Raw genomic sequence first — 17575 nt, 5'->3', positions numbered from 1 at the left:
CGTCGACGTGGCGGCACGGGCAGTGTGATATGCGGAGCGTGTTCAGGCGAGGGAGCCAGCCGGGATGAAACTCAAGGATATCTATCCGCTCTACCTCGCCAACGAGGCGCGGCAGCCGAACACCGATCTGGCGGTGACCGATAAATATACGGGCGAGGTGGCGACGCGCGTGGCGCTGGCCGATGCCGCCACGATTGATGCCGGCATCGCCGCCGCCGTCGAGGCGGCCGAGCCGATGCGCAAGATGGCCGCCTATGAAAGGCAGGCCGTGCTCCAGCATTGCGTCGATCGCTTCACCGAGCGGAAGGACGAACTGGCCTTCGCGCTCTGCGTGGAGGCGGGCAAGCCGATCAACGATTCGCGCGGCGAGGTGGGGCGCCTGATCGATACGTTCCGCATCGCCGCCGAGGAGAGCGTGCGGATGACGGGCGAGGTCCAGCCGCTGGACATATCTCCCCGCGCGAAGGGCTATCAGGGCATCTGGAAGCGCGTGCCGATCGGGCCATGCAGCTTCATCTCGCCCTTCAATTTTCCGCTGAACCTCGCCGCGCACAAGGTGGCGCCCGCCATCGCCGTGGGCTGCCCGTTCGTGATGAAGCCGGCCAGCCGCACCCCGCTGGGCGCGATCATCATGGGCGAGGTGCTGGCCGAGACGAATCTGCCCAGGGGCGCCTTCTCGATCCTGCCCGCCAGCCGCGACGGGGCGGATCTCTTCACGGAGGATGATCGGCTGAAGCTCCTTTCCTTTACCGGATCGCCCGGCGTCGGCTGGGATCTGAAGGCGAAGGCCGGCAAGAAGAAGGTGGTGCTGGAGCTGGGCGGCAATGCCGCCGTGGTGATCGATCGCGATGCCGATCTGGAAGATGCGGTGGCGCGCACCGTTTTCGGCGCCTTTTACCAATCCGGCCAGTCCTGCATCGGCGTGCAACGGATCGTGGTGCATGATGACGTCTATGATCGGTTCCGCGACATGCTCGTCGAAAAGACGAAGGCGCTCGTCGCCGGCAATCCGCATGACGAGAAAACGTTCGTCGGCCCGATGATCGACGTGAAGGAGGCCGAGCGGCTGGATCGCTGGATCCAGGAAGCGGTGGCGAAGGGCGCGCGCCTGCTGTGCGGCGGCCGGCGCGAAGGCGCGATGCTGGAGGCGACCCTGCTGGAAGAGGTGAATCCCGACACGAGCCTCAATCGCGAGGAGGCATTCGGCCCCGTCGCCTTCTTCCAGCGTTTCTCCACCTGGGAACAGGCGCTGGCGATCGTCAATGACAGCAGGTTCGGCCTGCAGGCCGGCATTTTCACGCGCGATATCTTCAAGATGCTCGATGCGTGGGACGAGCTGGACGTGGGCGGCGTGGTTGTGAACGACGTGCCCAGCTACCGGGTCGACAACATGCCTTATGGCGGCGTGAAGGATTCGGGGCTCGGCCGCGAGGGGGTGCGCTTCGCGATGGAGGATATGACGGAGATCCGCAATCTCGTGATCCGCCGCCGCCCGGCCTGAGCCGCGCGCCGCCGCCCGGCCAGCCCGCCGCGCCGATCTCTGGACGGATGCCATCGAAACCGGGATTGCTGGCATTTCGGTGGGAAATTTCCCATGGCCGCGCCCGTTGACCGCAACTATGGCCATACCGGCCACGGCGATTGCCGCCGGCACGGAATTTTTGGGCGGACGGGAGCGACGGATCGATGGCGGAAAAGGAATCGCTCGGGATCGTCGCGGATATTGGCGGTACCAATGCGCGCTTTGCCCGCGCGCTGCGGGACGCCGACGGGACGGTCTCGATCGCCGACGTGCAGAAATATCGCACGGCCGATTATCCGAGCTTCGAGGCCGCCTATCGTCATTATGTGGAAAGCGTCGATGCGCAGGCGAAGCACGGCCTGTTCGCGCTTGCCGGACCGGTCCAGCGCGATGAGGTGAGGCTCACCAACAGCCCGTGGGTGCTGCGGCCCACGGCGCTTCCCGACAGGCTCGGGCTTGAGACTGCGCGGCTCATCAACGATTTCGAGGCGGTGTCGATCGCCGTGAGCGCCTTCGGCCCGGAGGATTTCCGGCGGCTGGATGGCGAAAGGTTCGAAAATCCGAAGGACGGCGTGGTCTCCGTCGTCGGCCCCGGATCCGGCCTGGGCGTGGGATCGATCCATTGGAGCGGCGGCGAGGCGCGCGTCGTGCCCACCGAGGGCGGCCATATCGGCTTCGCGCCGGCGGACGACGTGGAAATCCACATGCTGCGCTTCCTGCTGGGCCGCTATCCGCGCGTCTCGGCCGAACGGCTCGTCTCCGGGCCGGGGCTCGTGCAGGTGCATATCGCGCTGGCCGATCTGGAAGGCCGCGCGATCGTGCCGCCGCAGCAGGTGCCGCTGTGGGAGGCCGCCCAGTCCGGCAGCGATATCCATGCCTTCGCCTCGATGGAGCGCTGGCTGATGCTGCTCGGCACGGTCGCGGGCGATATCGCGCTGGCGCAGGGCGCATGCGCGGTGGTGCTGGCGGGTGGCATCCTGCCCCGGATCGGGGACAAGCTGGATACGCAGTTGCTCCTGTCGCGCTTTCACGCGAAGGGCCGGTTCGAAACGATGATGCACGGCATAGCCGTCGCCATGATAAGCCATCCCGAGCCCGGGCTGTTCGGTGCCGCCACCGCGCTGGCCCAGGCGCATTGATTCACCTCGTCTGAAGGACGAAGCCATGACCCTCGACCCTCGCATCGCCGCCGTCACGGATCGCATCATCCAGCGATCGCGCGCGACCCGTGCCGCCTATCTGGGCTTGCTGGATGCGGAACGCGCCACCGGCGTGGATCGCCCGCGCCTTTCGTGCGGCAATCTGGCGCATGGCTTTGCGGCATCGGGCGAGGACAAGAAGGCGATCATCGCGCAGAAGGCGATGAATATCGGCATCGTCACCGCCTATAACGACATGCTTTCCGCGCATCAGCCCTATGGCCGCTATCCGGAGCAGATGAAGATCTTCGCGCGCGAAGTGGGCGCCACCGCGCAGGTGGCGGGCGGCGTGCCGGCGATGTGCGATGGCGTGACGCAGGGGCAGCCCGGCATGGAATTGTCGCTGTTCAGCCGCGACACGATCGCGCTTTCCACCGCGATCGGCCTCAGCCACGGCATGTTCGAGGGCGCGGCGCTGCTGGGCATCTGCGACAAGATCGTGCCCGGCCTGCTGATCGGCGCGCTGCGCTTCGGCCATCTGCCGATGATCCTGGTTCCCTCGGGTCCGATGGGCACCGGCCTGCCCAACAAGGAGAAGGCGCGGATCCGCCAGGACTATGCCGAGGGTAAGGTGGGCGAGGATGCCCTGCTGGAGGGCGAGAGCAAATCCTATCATTCGGCCGGCACCTGCACATTCTATGGCACGGCCAATTCCAATCAGATGATGATGGAGATGATGGGCCTGCACGTGCCCGCTTCCTCCTTCGTCCATCCGAGCACGAAGCTGCGGCAGGAACTGACCAGGGCCGCCGTCCATCGCCTCGTCGAGATCGGCTGGAATGGCGATGACTATCGCCCACTCGGCCGGTGCGTGGACGAGAAGGCGATCGTGAATGCGGCCATCGGCCTGCTGGCGACGGGCGGATCGACCAACCATGCGATCCACCTGCCGGCGATCGCCCGCGCCGCGGGCATCATCATCGACTGGGAGGATCTGGATCGCCTTTCGGCGGCGGTGCCGCTGATCGCCCGCGTCTATCCGAACGGCCCCGGCGACGTGAACGGCTATCACGAGGCGGGTGGCATCGCCTTCACCATCCACACGCTGCTGGAAGCGGGCCTGCTCCACGATGATATCCTCACCGTCTGGAAGGGCGGCATGGCGGCCTATGGGCGGGATCCGGTGCTGGAGGGCGAGACGCTTTCGTGGAAGCCCGTGATCGAGACGCGTGACGAGAAGATGCTGCGCCCGGCCTCCGCCCCATTCCAGCCGGATGGCGGCATGCGGCTCGTCTCCGGCAATCTCGGCCGCGCCACCTTCAAGGCGAGCGCCGTGGAGCCCGAGCGCTGGACGATCGAGGCACCGGCGCGCATTTTCGAGGATCAGGACGATGTGGTGCGCGCCTACAAGGCGGGCGAGCTGTTTCGCGATGTCGTGATCGTCGTCCGATTCCAGGGGCCGCGCGCCAACGGCATGCCGGAACTGCACAAGCTGACGCCACCGCTCAGTTCCATCCAGGACAAGGGCTTCAAGGTCGCGCTCGTGACCGACGGGCGCATGTCCGGTGCCTCGGGCAAAGTGCCGGCGGCGATCCACCTGACGCCCGAGGCGCTGGCCGACGGCCCGATCTGCAAGCTGCGCGACGGGGATATCGTGCGCGTTTCGGCCGATGACGGGCAGATCGACGTGCTGGTCGATCCGGCCGAATGGGCGATGCGGGCGGCCGTGGCGCGGCCCCGCCAGCGCCTGGGCACCGGACGGGAATTGTTCGCCTTCATGCGGGCCGGTGCCTCCAGCGCGGAAGAAGGCGGATCGGCCATGATCGCGACGATGGAGGCGATGCTGGACGATGCCGTCCAGCCCGAGCCGCCGCTCGTCGACAATGTCGAGGATCGCACGATCGACGCCTGACGGGGGCTCGTTTGAAGGGGGCGGGAATGATCGATCGGCGTGGGGCTCTGCAAGGGCTGGCGGCGGGTGCGGCACTGCTGGCGGCGCCCGCGCTCGCGGCGCCGCCGCCGGTGCGCAAGGGACCCCGCCTGAAGGCCGGGGACGTGGTGGGCCTGATCGAGCCGGCGGGTTTTTCGGACGATGTCTATCGGCTGGATTATGTGAGCGAGACGATCCGGGCGATGGGGCTCGTGCCCAGGCCGGCGGCGCATCTGGGCCAGAAATATGGCTATCTGGCCGGCGAGGACCGGGCCCGCGCCGCGGACGTCAACGCGATGTTCGCTGACCGGGAGGTGAAGGCGGTGTTCGCGGTGCGGGGCGGCTGGGGCTGCGCTCGCATCCTGCCCTGGCTGGATTTCGCGACGATCCGGGCGAACCCCAAGCTGCTGATCGGCTATAGCGATATCACCGCGTTGCACATGGCCTTCGCCGCCCGTGCCGGCTTTCCCACCATCCACGGGCCGAATGCGTCGAGCGCCTGGGGCAAATCCTCGTGGGAGCCGTTTCGCGCGATCGCCTTCGATGCGGCCACGCCCACCTATGCCAATCCGCCGAGCCTGGACGACCGGCTCGTCCCCCGCCAGTGGCGGACGCGCACCATCAAGGGCGGCAAGGCGCAGGGCCGCCTGCTGGGTGGCAATCTGACGGTGCTGACCGCGCTGATGGGCACGCCCTATCTTCCCGATTTCAGGGACGCGATCCTCTTCATCGAGGATACGAACGAAGCCGAATACCGGATTGACCGGATGCTGACCCAGCTTTCGTTGGGCGGCATCCTCGGCAAGCTGAAGGGCGTCGTGTTCGGCCAGTGCACCGAATGCGTGAATACGGGCGCGGGCTATGGCAATTTCACGCTTTCCGAAGTCCTGCAGCAGCATCTGGAGCCGCTGGGCATCCCGGCCTTCGAAGGCGCGATGTTCGGCCACATCGCCAACCAGTTCAGCCTGCCCGTCGGCGCGATGGCCGAACTGGATGCGGATGCGGCGACGATCCGCGTGCTGGAGCCGGCGGTGGCCTGAGACAATGCCGTGCTCCCGCCCATGCGGGAGCACGGCGGCCCATCACATCAGCGTATCGACCAGGCCGCCATCGACGCGGAGCGCCGCGCCGGTGGTGGCGGAAGCGAGCGGCGACGCGACATAGACGATGATGTTCGCCACTTCCTCGACCGTCGCCAGCCGCTTGATGAGCGAGCCGGGGCGGTGGGCGGCAATGAAATCCGCGCCCTTCTGCTCCACGCTCCTGCTGGTGTCGCCATCATCCAGCATCGCCGCCACGCCTTCGCTGAGCGTGGGACCGGGAAGCACGGAATTCACGGTGACGCCGGTGCCGGCCATCCGCTTGGCGAGGCCGCGCGCGACGGCGACATCGGCCGTCTTGCTCACGCCATAGTGGATCATCTCGACGGGAATGTTGAACGCGCTTTCGGAGGCGAGGAAGATCACGCGGCCCCAGCCGGCCTTTTCCATGCCGGGCAGATAGGCGCGCGACAGGCGCACGGCGGACATGACGTTCACCTGCCAGTGCAGATCCCAGGTGGCATCGTCCGTCTCGAAGAAATCGCCGGGCTGGAAGATGCCGGCATTGTTGACGAGGATGTCCACGGCGGGCTCGGCGGCGAACAGCGCCGCGCAGCCCTCGGCCGTGCCCAGATCGGCGGCGGCGGCGCGCACGCTGGCACCCGGAACGGCATCGCGCAGGCGCTGGGCGGCGGCTTCCGTTTTGGCGGGTGTGCGGCCGTTCACGATCACCGTGGCGCCGGCGGCGGCGAGGCCCCGCGCGGCGGCAAAGCCGATCCCTTCGGTCGATCCGGTGACGAGCGCGGTCTTGCCGCTGAGATCGATATTCATGCCTGACGTTCCTTGTCTCGATGCCCCGCCGGAGATCGGCGCGGGAAGGTTGCCGCGCGCCAGATGGTGGTGCCTCCCGCTTCTGAAAGAGGGGGGAGGGATATTATTTCGGGGGCGGTGAACCGCCCGTCCGCAGTGTCATGTCCGCTCATGGACATTTAAGGAAGTCCCACTATATACCGTTCGGTATGGAAACCGTTTGCGCCCCTCCGCCGACGAAAGGCCGCCCACGCGAGTTCGATGCCGATCTCGCTCTTGCAGCGGCGCTGCGCGTCTTCTGGAAACGCGGCTATGAAGGCGCGTCCATGGCGGAACTGACCGCCGAGATGGGCCTGACCAAGCCGAGCCTCTACGGCGCATTCGGAAACAAGGAATCGCTCTTCAAGAAGGCCCTCGATCTCTACGAGAAAGAGAAGATGGCCTATATGCGCACCGCGCTGGACGCGGAAACGTCGCGCGGGGTGGCCGAGCGGCTGTTGCAGGGCGCGCTGGAAATGCAGCAGAGCACCTGCGATCCCAAGGGGTGTCTCGGCGTGATCAGCACGGTGGCGTGCAGCCAGGAAGCCGAATCGATTCGCGAGGCCGTGATCGAGCGGCAGGCCGGCTCCAAGCAGGCGCTGATCGATCGGTTCGAGCGGGCAAAGACCGAGGGCGATCTGCCCGAACATATCGATCCCTGCGCGCTGGCGCGTTATCTGACCGCGGTGATGCAGGGCCTTGCCGTGCAGGCGGGCGCGGGCACGGGCTGCCCGGATCTGCGCAAGATCGTGGATACCACGCTGGCGGTATGGCCGGGGCGCTGACAGCCTCCTGATACCTTCGCCGCGCGGGCGGCGATGCGGGGCGGTGGACGGGCCGCCTTTGTTCAAAGTCACACGAAAACCGCACCTCTATAGGCACGCGCGCGCCACGCCTCCGCGCTCACCCGATCCCGCTCTGGTAGGGAAGGGAGCCAGATCGGATCGATGCCGCTCCGACCGAGGGCGGCGCTTCAGGCGAAACGCTCCGGCCGGAAGGTGGTGAGCAGATCGGCCTTGGGGCCGCCCAGCACCTCGATAGCGGCGAGTTGGCCGATCAGCGGGGCCATCGTCATGCCGCTGTGCATCGCCGCCACATAGGCATTGGCGCTGCCGGGCAGGTGGCCGACAATCGGGAAACTGTCCTTGGGCAGAACGCGGTGGCCGAGCGTCACGAAATCGAGCTTCGCGCCCCTGATCGCCGGCACATAGGAGGCGGCCTTGGCGAGCAGCGCCTCGCCCACCTCGCGCGTGGGCGGGGCCTTGCTCACGCCGAAATTCTCGCCGGTCACGAAGCCGCCATCGGCCGTCTGCTTGATATTGGCACCCGGGCCATAAGCGAGACGGCCGAGCGCGATCGGGCGGCTGACCGAATGGGCGAGGATGCCGGGCGTCGATTCCAGCGGAACCTTCGCACCCAGCATCGCAGCGAGCGGCTGGCAGCCCATGCCGCCTGCGATCACCACCGCATCGGCCGCGATCGCGCCCTTGTCCGTCAACACGCGCGACACACGCCCGTCCCCTGATTCGAAGCCCGTGACCTTCACCGGATATTCGATCTTCGCGCCCCGCGCGGCCGCCGCGCGGAGCAGGGCCTGCGTGGCGATGACGGGGTTCACCGTGCCCTCGGCATCGCTGAACGTGGCGCCAGCGATCGGGCCGGGTGTGATTCCTGGCAACAGGCGTGTCACTTCGTCCGCCTCGATCGAGCGGATCGGATAGCCCCAGCCCTGCTGCGCCAGAACGGAGGCGGCGGCGCGGCGCGCATCCGCCTCGTCGGATGCCCAGTCGACGCAGCCGCCCCACTGGACGGGAAGCGCCGTGGCGCCAAGCTCAGACTGGAGCCGATGCCAGCCCATCATGCCGAGCAGGTTGAGCATGTGATAGGGGCGCGGGCGCTTGTTGCCGGCATTGAGCCAGGCGAAGCTGTTCATCGTCGCCCCCGCCGCCGGCTTCTCCGCTTCCAGCACGGTTACCCGCGCGCCGGCCATCGCCAGATGATAAGCGATGGACGCGCCGATGATCCCCCCGCCGATGACGACAACCTGAGCGCCCGCCGCGGCGCGCAGCGGCGCCGCTGCCAGCACGGCGATGCCGAGGCCGGTGCGGGCGAGCAGGGCGCGACGCGAAAGAAGAGAGTTCATCGGCGGAGCCTTCCTGATGGGGGCGGAACGGGATTGGGCGCCGCCTTTTCCACCCCCTTCTTTATCCCCGTGATCGAGCGATGCCATGGAAGCTGCGATCATTCCCGGATTGTCGATGATAGGGAGCATCATTTGGTCGAATGGGAATGCAATCGCGTTTCACGAGGCGGATTTGCGCTGTTTTTCGATCCGGCCATCAGCGGGCCGTGCGTAACGGCTTGGTCGTAATTTTCCGGTAAGGTTCGACGGTCACAGCTCGGGGGACGTGACGCGTCGTTCAGGAGGGGGCATGATCAGGCTGATCCTTGCGATCTGCATCGGGGCGATGCGGAAATCAGTGCTGGATTGCGAGGCGCGGCGTGCCGCGCGGGCGCCGCGCGTGCGGCCGGATCTCGTCCGGGATTGAACGCCGGGGGCATCCCGTCTGGCCAGGCCAACGGGACGGCCGGCATGGTGGCGTGGCTGGGCGCGATGCCCGGCCGGTGCCATGCCTGATCCTCAGCCGGCGGGGGCGTAGCGCCGGCGCTGCGCGGCGGCGCGCTCGCGCGCCTGCTCCAGTTCCTCGACCTCGGTGATCCGCAGAAGCGCCTCCAGCACCCGGCCCAGATGCGCGCGCATCGCCGCGCGCGCGGCTTCGGGATCATGTGCGGCCAGCGCCGCGACGATCGCGCGATGCTCTTCCACGGTGGGCTTCACCCCGGCCTTGTGCGCCTTGCGCTTCAGAAGGCGGCTCTGGGGAGAGCGGCTGCGGGCCTTCCACAGCAGCTCCACCACGGCGGCCATCGCGCTGTTCCGGCTGGCGTCGGCAATCAGCAGGTGAAAGCGGTGATCGGCCTTTTCCGCGCGCGAAATATCGTCATGGAGATTGTCGTTCTCCATCTCGTCGAGCAGCTCGGTGAGCGCGGCGATCTCTCCGTCGGTGATGTGGAGCGCGGCCAGCGCACAGACCTCCGCCTCAATCGCGCGCCGGGCCTCCAGCAGTTCGAACGGGCCGATATCCGTCTCGCGCGCATGGCCGGCATCGGGCTGCCGGGCGGTGACATAGACGCCAGAGCCCTGGCGGACCTCCACCAGACCATCCACTTCCAGCGCGATCACCGCCTCGCGGATGGTGGGGCGGGATACGCCATAGGCCTGCGCCAGATCCCGTTCGGCCGGCAGGCGCGCGCCGATCGCGAATTCGCCCCGGGCGATCCGGGCGGCGAGATCGCCCGAAACCCGCGCATAGATGCGCACCTTGCCCGCCTGCGAAGCCATGGCCGCACGATAGGATCGATGCCGGGTCGGGGCAAGATTGTCGCACGAAATTGGTAAGGCCAATATCGCAGATCGGCGCGGTTCAGGCTTGACCAATTTGACGCACGGTTCCAGACCTCATTGCCATCCCATAGATGCAAGCGAAGGACGCCATGCCCAGGATCACCAGCGCCAAGGTCATCGTGACCTGCCCCGGCCGCAATTTCGTGACACTGAAGATCGAGACCGAGCACGGCGTCTACGGGCTGGGCGACGCGACGCTGAACGGGCGCGAGCTTTCCGTCGCCTCCTATCTCGAGGATCATGTGATACCCTGCCTGATCGGGCGCGATGCGCACCGGATCGAGGATATCTGGCAATATCTCTACAAGGGCGCCTACTGGCGGCGCGGCCCCGTGACGATGAGCGCGATCGCCGCCGTCGACACCGCCTTGTGGGACATCAAGGGCAAGATCGCCGGCCTGCCCCTCTATCAGCTGCTGGGCGGGGCGAGCCGCGAAGGCGTGATGGTCTATGGCCATGCCAACGGCACGACGATTGAGGATACGATCGAGGCGGCGCTGGATTATCAGCGGCAGGGCTACAAGGCGATCCGCATCCAGTGCGGCGTTCCGGGCATGCCTTCCACCTACGGCGTCAGCAAGGATCGCTATTTCTACGAGCCGGCCGATGCCGATCTGCCGACCGAAAATGTCTGGAATACCAGCAAATATCTCCGCATCGTGCCGGAATTGTTCAAGGCGGCGCGGGACGCGCTGGGCTGGGACGTGCATCTGCTGCACGACATCCACCACCGCCTGACACCGATCGAGGCGGGGCGGCTGGGCAAGGATCTGGAGCCGTATCGCCCCTTCTGGCTGGAGGATGCGACGCCGGCCGAAAATCAGGAAGCCTTCCGCCTGATCCGCGAGCATACGACGACGCCGCTGGCCGTGGGCGAGATCTTCAACACGATCTGGGACGCCAAGGATCTGATCCAGAACCAGCTGATCGATTATATCCGCGCCACCGTGGTGCATGCCGGCGGCATCACCCACCTGCGCCGGATCGCCGCGCTGGCGGATCTCTACCAGATCCGCACCGGCTGCCATGGCGCCACGGATCTCTCGCCCGTCTGCATGGCGGCGGCGCTGCATTTCGACCTGTCCGTGCCCAATTTCGGCGTGCAGGAATATATGCGCCACACGCCCGAGACGGACGCGGTCTTCCCCCATGCCTATACGTTCGATCGGGGCATGATGCATCCGGGCGACAGGCCGGGGCTGGGCGTGGACATCGATGAGGTGCTGGCGGCCGAACATTCCTACAAGCGCGCCTTCCTGCCCGTGAACCGCCTGGAAGACGGCACGATGTATAATTGGTGAGGCCTGATCGGTGAGGGCGCGCGCTCCCCTTTTGGGGGGCATGACGCGCCCTTTCCGAGGTGGATTGCCCGAAGGCGGGGAGGCTGACGGGTAGGGGCGGGCGGGCCGCCGCGCGGCCGGAACTGCGGCGACCCACCTTGGATCTATTGGCACGGCGTATCGCGGCGGCCTATGGGGCCGGCCCGAAGCGGGTGATCGCCCGCTTGTTGCAACAGATAGTGTATATCCTGCCCGACGATGCGCCGCGCGACACGCCCCCCGTCCATTACCCGCGCGGGCCAGCAGCGGGGTGCCGCATGACGAAGCCGGAAACAACGCTGGAGGCGCTCTATGGAGTCCACCGGCAGGAATTGCTGCGCTTTCTCGTCGCGCGCACGGGCGATCCGGCCGATGCGGAGGATATTCTCCAGGAGCTTTGGATAAAGGCGATGCAGCCGGGATCGGCGCCGATCGCGCATGGCCGGGCCTATCTCTACCGCATGGCGCAGAACCTGATCGTCGATCGGCTGCGCGAGACACAGCGGCGCATGCGCCGCGATCGCGCATGGTCCGACCAGAGCGTTGGCTTCGTGGCCGCCGGGCAGGAGCCGGCCGACGAGGCGATGGGCGCGGAGGACATCATGCTGGAACGCGAGGAGGCGGCCCGGTTGGCATCGGCGCTGGGCACGTTGCCGGATGGTGCGCGCCGCGCCTTCGAATTGCACAGGATCCAGGGGCTGAGCCACGGCGAGGTGGCGGCGCGGCTGGGAATATCGAAAAGCGGGGTCGAAAAGCATATGGCCGTGGCGATGAAATATCTGCGGCGGGCGATGCTGGACTGAGGCAGAAACAGGCCGGTGGCGTCCAAGCCCCGGAGATCAGGGAAGGAACAGGCGTTTCGCGATGAGCGCGCGGCCGGACATGGACGAGCGGATGCTGGACCAGGCGATCGCCTGGCACCAGGCGCTCGCGCGCGACGATGCGGACTGGGACGCCTATCTGGGCTGGCTGGAGGCCGATCCGCGCCATCGCGAGGCCTATGACGAGGTGGCGCTGCTCGACCGGATGGCGGACGATCATGCGCCGACGCTGAAGGGGCTGGGCTTCGGCGCCGAAGGGCCGCCGCCGGGAGAACGGGCGGAGCCGCGGGCGTGGCGGAGACGGGGCTGGCTGGTCGGCGGTCTCGCGGCGGCGATCGCCGTGGCCGTGGCCGTGCCCGTACTGAACCGGCAGGCGCCCGCCGATATCGTCTATGGCACGGGCGCCGGCGAGACCCGGCATGTGGCGCTGGGCGGCGGCACGGCGGTGGATCTGGCGCCGTCATCCCGTCTGGTGGCGCTGAATGGCGATCCAGCCCGTCTGGAGCTGGCGCGCGGCGAGGCGTATTTCGTCGTCGCGCACGATCCCGCGCGCACATTGTCGATCCGTTCCGGCGATTATCGGGTGACGGACATCGGCACCACCTTCAGCGTGAACACGATCCCCGATGGCGTGATGGTTTCCGTGGCCAAAGGGCATGTCGGCGTGGGGCGCGGCGATTCCGATCCGGTCGCGGTGGCTGCCGGGCGACGTTTCGTCGCCAGCGGGGGCGACGCCGAGCTACGCATGATCGCCGCCACCGATGTCGGCAGCTGGCGCAAGGGCCGGCTGGTTTATGATCGATCGCCGCTGAAGGTCGTCGCCGCCGATCTCTCGCGCTATTCAGGCAAGACCATCGTGGTGGCGCCTGACATTCGCGATCGACCATTTTCGGGGGTTCTTGTTGTTGGCGACGGTTCGAAGCTCCTCAAGGACCTGTCGGCGCTCATGGCTCTCTCGTACGAGACGCACGGCAACGAGATACGGCTTCGCGCTCGCCCTGATCGCTGAGGCGGCAGCGGCGCGTGCCGCGCCCGTGCCCGGCGATGCGACCTTCGCCTTCAATATCGGTGCCGGATCCGCAACCGCCACGCTGGCTACAGTGGCGGAGATTGCGGGCGTCTCGATCGCGTGGCCTTCCAGCTTTCCGCAGATGCGCCTGCGGGGGCTGCACGGGCGGATGCCGGCCGGCCGCGCGCTGGATAGGCTGCTCGCCGGAACCGGCTATCACGCCGTGCGCGTGGGGCCGACGGACTATCGTGTCGAGCCGCTTCCGCGCGGAGAGGCGGCGCCTGTGGAACCGAGTCTGGCGCTGTCGCGGCTTCCGCCGCCCGAGCCCGTCGCCGCCGACATATTGGTGACGGGGCAGAAGAGGCTGCAGAATCTGGCCGCGATTCCGGCCTCGATCGCGGTCGTCGATTTCCGGACGATACCGGTGAGCGCATCCCCCGCCGTGAGCCGCGACGTGGCCTCCGATGTGGAAGGTCTCGCGCTCACCAATCTCGGGCCGGGCCGCAACCGGCAGTTCATCCGCGGCGTCGCGGACAGCCCCTTCAACGGACCGAGCCAGTCCACCGTCGGCGTCCAGCTGGACGAGGCGCGCGTCACCTTCGACGCGCCCGATCCGGACATCCGCCTGATCGACGTGGAGAGGGTCGAGATCCTGAAGGGGCCGCAGGGGCCGCTCTACGGATCCGGCGCGCTGGGCGGCATCTATCATGTGGTGACGCGCAAGCCCGATCTCGATCAGCCGGGCGCCACGGCGACGCTCTCCGCCAGCGCGGTGCAGCACGGATCGCCGGGCGGCAGTGGCGAGGCGGTGCTGAACCTGCCGGTGATCGATGGCGCGCTGGGGGTGCGTGGTGTGGGCTATGTCGGCCGCGAGGGCGGCTGGATCGACAATGCCGGGCGAAACCACAATGCCAACAAGACGAACATGCGTGGCGGGCGACTGGCCCTGCGCTGGCAGGCGGATCCCGACTGGACCGTGGATCTTTCCGGCATCGTGCAGGACGTGAACGTCCGCGACAGCCAATATGTGACGGCCTCGCGCACGATCGATCGCACCGCCAGCATCGCCGAGCCGACCGACAATGATTTCAAGTCCGCGGCGCTGACCGTTCAAGGGCGCGCGGGCGGCGCGCGCCTGCTGGCGACGACCAGCTATGTCGATCATGGCGTGAGCAGCATCCTGGATTCGAGCAGTGCCTCCGCGGCGTTCGGCCTGACCGGGCAGAGCAGCTTCGCCGACGATCGCCATTACCGGATCTTCAATGGCGAGATCCGCCTTTCCGACGAGGGCGATCGGATCGGGTGGCTGGCGGGCCTTTCCTATCTCGATACGCACAGCCGCAACACCGGCACGATCAGCGCCGGCGGCATCACGATCGAGCCGGAGGCGCTGGATCGCAAGATTACCGAGGCGGCGGCATTCGGCGAACTCGGCTGGCATATCGATCCCGATGTGGAGGCGACGGTGGGCGTTCGCGTTTCGCGCTCCATCGCCGAAAACGAGGCGATCGAGCAGGAGGGGGGCGGCTCCGACCGGATTTCGAAATGGGTGGCCTCGCCCAGCGTGGCGCTGTCGTGGGCGCCATCGTCGCGCAGCCTGCTCTATCTGCGCTATGCGCGCGCGCTGCGGCCCGGCGGCCTCGCGCTGGCGGGGGAGACAACGGCGCGGCGTTATTCGTCCGACAGGCTCGGATCGCTGGAACTGAGCGTGCGCCACAGCATGGACGGTGGGCGCCTCGCGCTCAACGGCAGCCTTTTCCACACGAACTGGAGCCATATCCAGTCCGATTATCTGCGCGCCAACGGCCTGATCTCGACGCGCAATGCGGGCGACGGGCGGATCAATGGCGTGGAGGCGAGCGGGGACTGGAAGCCGGCGCGCGGTCTGACGGTCTCGGCCGGTTTCTCCTATGTCGACGCCCATCTCATCCGCACCGAAGACGGCACCCGGCTGGAGGATACGCGCCTGCCGGTGACGCCCGACGTGACGGCGCGCGCCTTGTTTCTCTACCAGTTCGCGCTGGGATCCTGGCGGGCGGGGGCGACCGCGCAGATCAATTATACCGGCCGCGCCCGATTGACCTTCGATCAGGTGCTCGATCGGACGATGGGCGATTATGCGACGGCTTCGGCCGGCGGATCGCTCTCGCGATCGGGCTTCACCCTGGTCGCCCGGATCGACAATCTGGCCGATGTGAAGGGCGACAGTTTCGCCTTCGGCAATCCCTTCTCGATCGCGGACGGGCGCCAATATACGCCGCTGCGGCCGCGCACCTTCACGCTGGCGGTCACGCGCGCCTGGTGAGGGCGGGCCGTATCGAAACCGGCGGAGCCTGAAAGGGCTCGGAACCCGCCTTATGCCGCCGCGCGGGGCATCCTGCCGCCTTCCGGCCGCCTCCCTTCGTCGCCCGCCCGAAAAATTGATCGCGCGCCGGACTGCGGTGCCGCGGCCGGCCGCCGTCTCGGCTGCGAGCGATGGCGAGGATTTATGCGCATCACCCTGTCCGGCATAGGGACGGCTTCCTGACAATGGCGGCGACACAGACGGAGCGGCGCCTGCTGCTTTCGATCCACGATGTCGGCCCCCGCTTCGAAGGGCAGGTCGATCGGCTGCGCGATCATCTCGGGCGGCACGCGCCCGTGGACCGGATCGCCCTTTTGGTGGTGCCCGATCATTGGGGCGAGGCGCGGATCGTGCCGGGTTCGCCTTTTGCGGCGCGGCTCCGGTGCTGGGCGGACGCGGGCGCCGAAATCTTTCTGCACGGCTGGCTTCATCGCGACGACGCGCCCCACCATTCCGCCGTGAACGCGATGCGGGCGCGCTACATGACGGCGGGCGAGGGCGAGTTTCTGGGCCTCGACCGGGTCGAGACGCGACGGCGGCTGATGGCGGGGCGGGCTTTGCTGGAAGATGTGACCGGCCGGCCCGTGCGCGGTTTCGTCGCCCCGGCCTGGCTGTATGGCGAGGGCACGCATGTGGCGCTGGCCGAGCTGGGCTTCGATCTCGCGGAGGATCATCTGCGCGTGTGGAATCCCGGCTCGGGCACGCGGCTCGCCTCCGGCCCTGTCCTGACCTGGGCGAGCCGCAGCCGAACCCGGATCGCCTCCTCGCTGCTGGCCGGAGCCTTGCTGCCGCCCCTTCTGTCGCGGCTGACGGTGGCACGGATCGGCGTGCATCCGGGCGATGTGGGCGTGCCTGCGCTGATGACGAGCATTGATCGCGCGATCGGCCGGGTCCGGCGCACGCATGCCCCGGCCCGATATGATCGGCTGCTGACGGCGCGGGCCGCCTGATGCGGATCCTTACCTATCTTCACAGCTACGAGCCCGGCGGGGTCGAGCGGATCGCGCTGCGCCTCGTTCGCCGCTGGCGCGCCTTGGGCATCGATGCGCCGCTCTTCATCGGCCGGACGGACGGCGAGCTGCGCGGCGATGTGGGGCGCGAGCTGGAGGCGATCATCCCGCAGGATCCGCCGCGCTGGATCGCGCGGCGCGAAACGCTCTGGATGATTGCGCAGTTGCCGCGCGTGATCCGCGCCGAGCGCCCGGACGTGCTGTTCTGCGCGGGCAATACCTATCTGGTCGTCGCGGTCGCGATGAAGCTGCTTCTGGGTCGCGGCTGTCCGCTGATCGCGGCGAAGATCAGCAACAATCTGGATCGCGCGGGAAGCAGCTGGTTCAGGCGCACCACGCATCGCCTCTGGCTGCGGATCGTGGGGCTCGTGGTGGATCATGTGGTGGGCATGGCCGCGCCGATGGCGGGCGAGATCGCCGAGCGGATGGGCGTGCCGGCGCGGCGTATCACGATCATCCCGGATCCTGCCCTGTCCGATGCGCTGATCGAGAAGATCCGGCGGGGCGGCCCGCGCCCGATCCTGCCCGATGGCGGGCGGCGCTTCCTGGCGGTGGGGCGTCTGGCGCCCCAGAAGAATATTGCGCTGATGCTGCGCGCCTTCGCGCGCGGCGCGGCGGCCACCGATCGGCTGACGATCATCGGCGAGGGCGGGGAACGGCAGAAGCTGGAGCAATTGACCCGCCGGCTCGGCCTTGGCGGGTGCGTCGAATTCCTGGGCTATGTCGCGGAGCCGGCGCTGCTGATGCGCCAATATGACGTGCTGCTGCTCTCCTCCGATTATGAGGGTGTGCCCGCCGTGGTGCTGGAGGCACTTGCGGCCGACATCGCCGTGATCGCCACGGATTGCAGCCGCAGCATGGCGGACCTGCTGGTGGGCGGGCAGCTGGGCGAGCTTGTCCGCGTGGGCGACGAGAGGGCCTTCGCCGGGGCCGTCGCCCGCGTGCGGACCGGGCGCACCGATGCGACGCTGACGCTGGAGCAGGCCCGGCGCTTCACGCTGGAGCGCGCGGCCGAAGCCTATCTGGCCTTGTTCCACGCGGTGGCCCTGTCCCGCGCGCCCCATGCGTCGCCGCGCATCGGCGAGGCAGCATCGCCCGCCGGCGCCACGATCGGCTGAAATCGGAGTGA

At 67.8% G+C, this 17575-nt stretch carries 14 protein-coding genes; 11 read left to right on the top strand and 3 right to left on the bottom strand.

What is annotated here, in order from left to right:
• The first annotated feature begins 64 nt into the window (after positions 1-64).
• From DI605_RS09080 to DI605_RS09065, 4 genes are all read left to right on the top strand, one after another.
• Positions 65-1501 carry an aldehyde dehydrogenase family protein gene (locus tag DI605_RS09080; RefSeq protein ID WP_293972242.1) on the top strand — a complete coding sequence of 479 codons (1437 nt, stop codon included), beginning with the start codon at positions 65-67 and terminating at the stop codon, positions 1499-1501.
• A gap of 185 nt (positions 1502-1686) precedes the next feature.
• Complete coding sequence (locus tag DI605_RS09075; RefSeq protein ID WP_293972238.1) at positions 1687-2661, top strand: glucokinase; 975 nt, start codon at positions 1687-1689, stop codon at positions 2659-2661.
• Between the two features lie 25 nt (positions 2662-2686).
• Positions 2687-4573: a phosphogluconate dehydratase gene (gene edd / locus DI605_RS09070; RefSeq protein WP_293972235.1), complete on the top strand. Its 1887-nt coding sequence runs from the start codon at positions 2687-2689 to the stop codon at positions 4571-4573.
• Positions 4574-4599: 26 nt separating this feature from the next.
• Positions 4600-5631, top strand: a complete 1032-nt coding sequence (locus tag DI605_RS09065) for an LD-carboxypeptidase (RefSeq protein ID WP_293972232.1) — start codon at positions 4600-4602, stop codon at positions 5629-5631.
• A gap of 42 nt (positions 5632-5673) precedes the next feature.
• Here DI605_RS09065 and DI605_RS09060 read toward each other — a convergent pair whose 3' ends face one another.
• A complete protein-coding gene (locus tag DI605_RS09060) occupies positions 5674-6462 on the bottom strand; it encodes an SDR family NAD(P)-dependent oxidoreductase (protein ID WP_293972229.1) in 789 nt (262 codons plus the stop codon).
• A 188-nt stretch (positions 6463-6650) separates the two neighbouring features.
• Here DI605_RS09060 and DI605_RS09055 point away from each other — a divergent pair, with 188 nt between their 5' ends.
• Positions 6651-7265 (top strand): TetR/AcrR family transcriptional regulator, encoded by a 615-nt coding sequence (locus DI605_RS09055; protein ID WP_293972226.1) that lies wholly within the window; start codon positions 6651-6653, stop codon positions 7263-7265.
• Between the two features lie 188 nt (positions 7266-7453).
• Here the strand turns inward: DI605_RS09055 and DI605_RS09050 are convergent, their stop codons facing one another.
• Together DI605_RS09050 and DI605_RS09045 are read right to left on the bottom strand one after the other, a co-directional pair.
• Positions 7454-8623: an FAD-binding oxidoreductase gene (locus tag DI605_RS09050; RefSeq protein WP_293972223.1), complete on the bottom strand. Its 1170-nt coding sequence runs from the start codon at positions 8621-8623 to the stop codon at positions 7454-7456.
• Between the two features lie 498 nt (positions 8624-9121).
• Entirely contained in the window at positions 9122-9880 is a 759-nt protein-coding gene (locus DI605_RS09045; RefSeq protein ID WP_293972220.1) for a FadR/GntR family transcriptional regulator, read from the bottom strand.
• Positions 9881-10032: 152 nt separating this feature from the next.
• On the opposite strand from DI605_RS09045, the gene manD reads away from it, so the two are divergent.
• From manD to DI605_RS09015, 6 genes are all read left to right on the top strand, one after another.
• Entirely contained in the window at positions 10033-11244 is a 1212-nt protein-coding gene (gene manD, locus DI605_RS09040) for a D-mannonate dehydratase ManD (RefSeq protein ID WP_293972217.1), read from the top strand.
• 296 nt (positions 11245-11540) lie between these two features.
• Positions 11541-12065 (top strand): RNA polymerase sigma factor, encoded by a 525-nt coding sequence (locus tag DI605_RS09035; protein ID WP_293972214.1) that lies wholly within the window; start codon positions 11541-11543, stop codon positions 12063-12065.
• Between the two features lie 61 nt (positions 12066-12126).
• The gene (locus DI605_RS09030; protein ID WP_293972211.1) at positions 12127-13092 is read left to right on the top strand and encodes a FecR domain-containing protein; all 966 of its coding nucleotides are present in this window, start codon (positions 12127-12129) and stop codon (positions 13090-13092) included.
• A 25-nt stretch (positions 13093-13117) separates the two neighbouring features.
• Positions 13118-15397: a TonB-dependent receptor gene (locus DI605_RS09025; RefSeq protein ID WP_293972208.1), complete on the top strand. Its 2280-nt coding sequence runs from the start codon at positions 13118-13120 to the stop codon at positions 15395-15397.
• A gap of 170 nt (positions 15398-15567) precedes the next feature.
• The gene (locus tag DI605_RS09020) at positions 15568-16386 is read left to right on the top strand and encodes a polysaccharide deacetylase family protein (protein WP_293972205.1); all 819 of its coding nucleotides are present in this window, start codon (positions 15568-15570) and stop codon (positions 16384-16386) included.
• Positions 16386-17564: a glycosyltransferase gene (locus DI605_RS09015; RefSeq protein WP_293972202.1), complete on the top strand. Its 1179-nt coding sequence runs from the start codon at positions 16386-16388 to the stop codon at positions 17562-17564. The genes DI605_RS09020 and DI605_RS09015 overlap by 1 nt, the downstream gene beginning before the upstream one ends.
• Positions 17565-17575: the final 11 nt, after the last annotated feature.

This window comes from Sphingomonas sp., from assembly GCF_003248515.1.
Classification (GTDB): Bacteria; Pseudomonadota; Alphaproteobacteria; order Sphingomonadales; family Sphingomonadaceae; genus Sphingomonas_I.
This window is presented reverse-complemented; position numbering and strand designations above follow the sequence as displayed.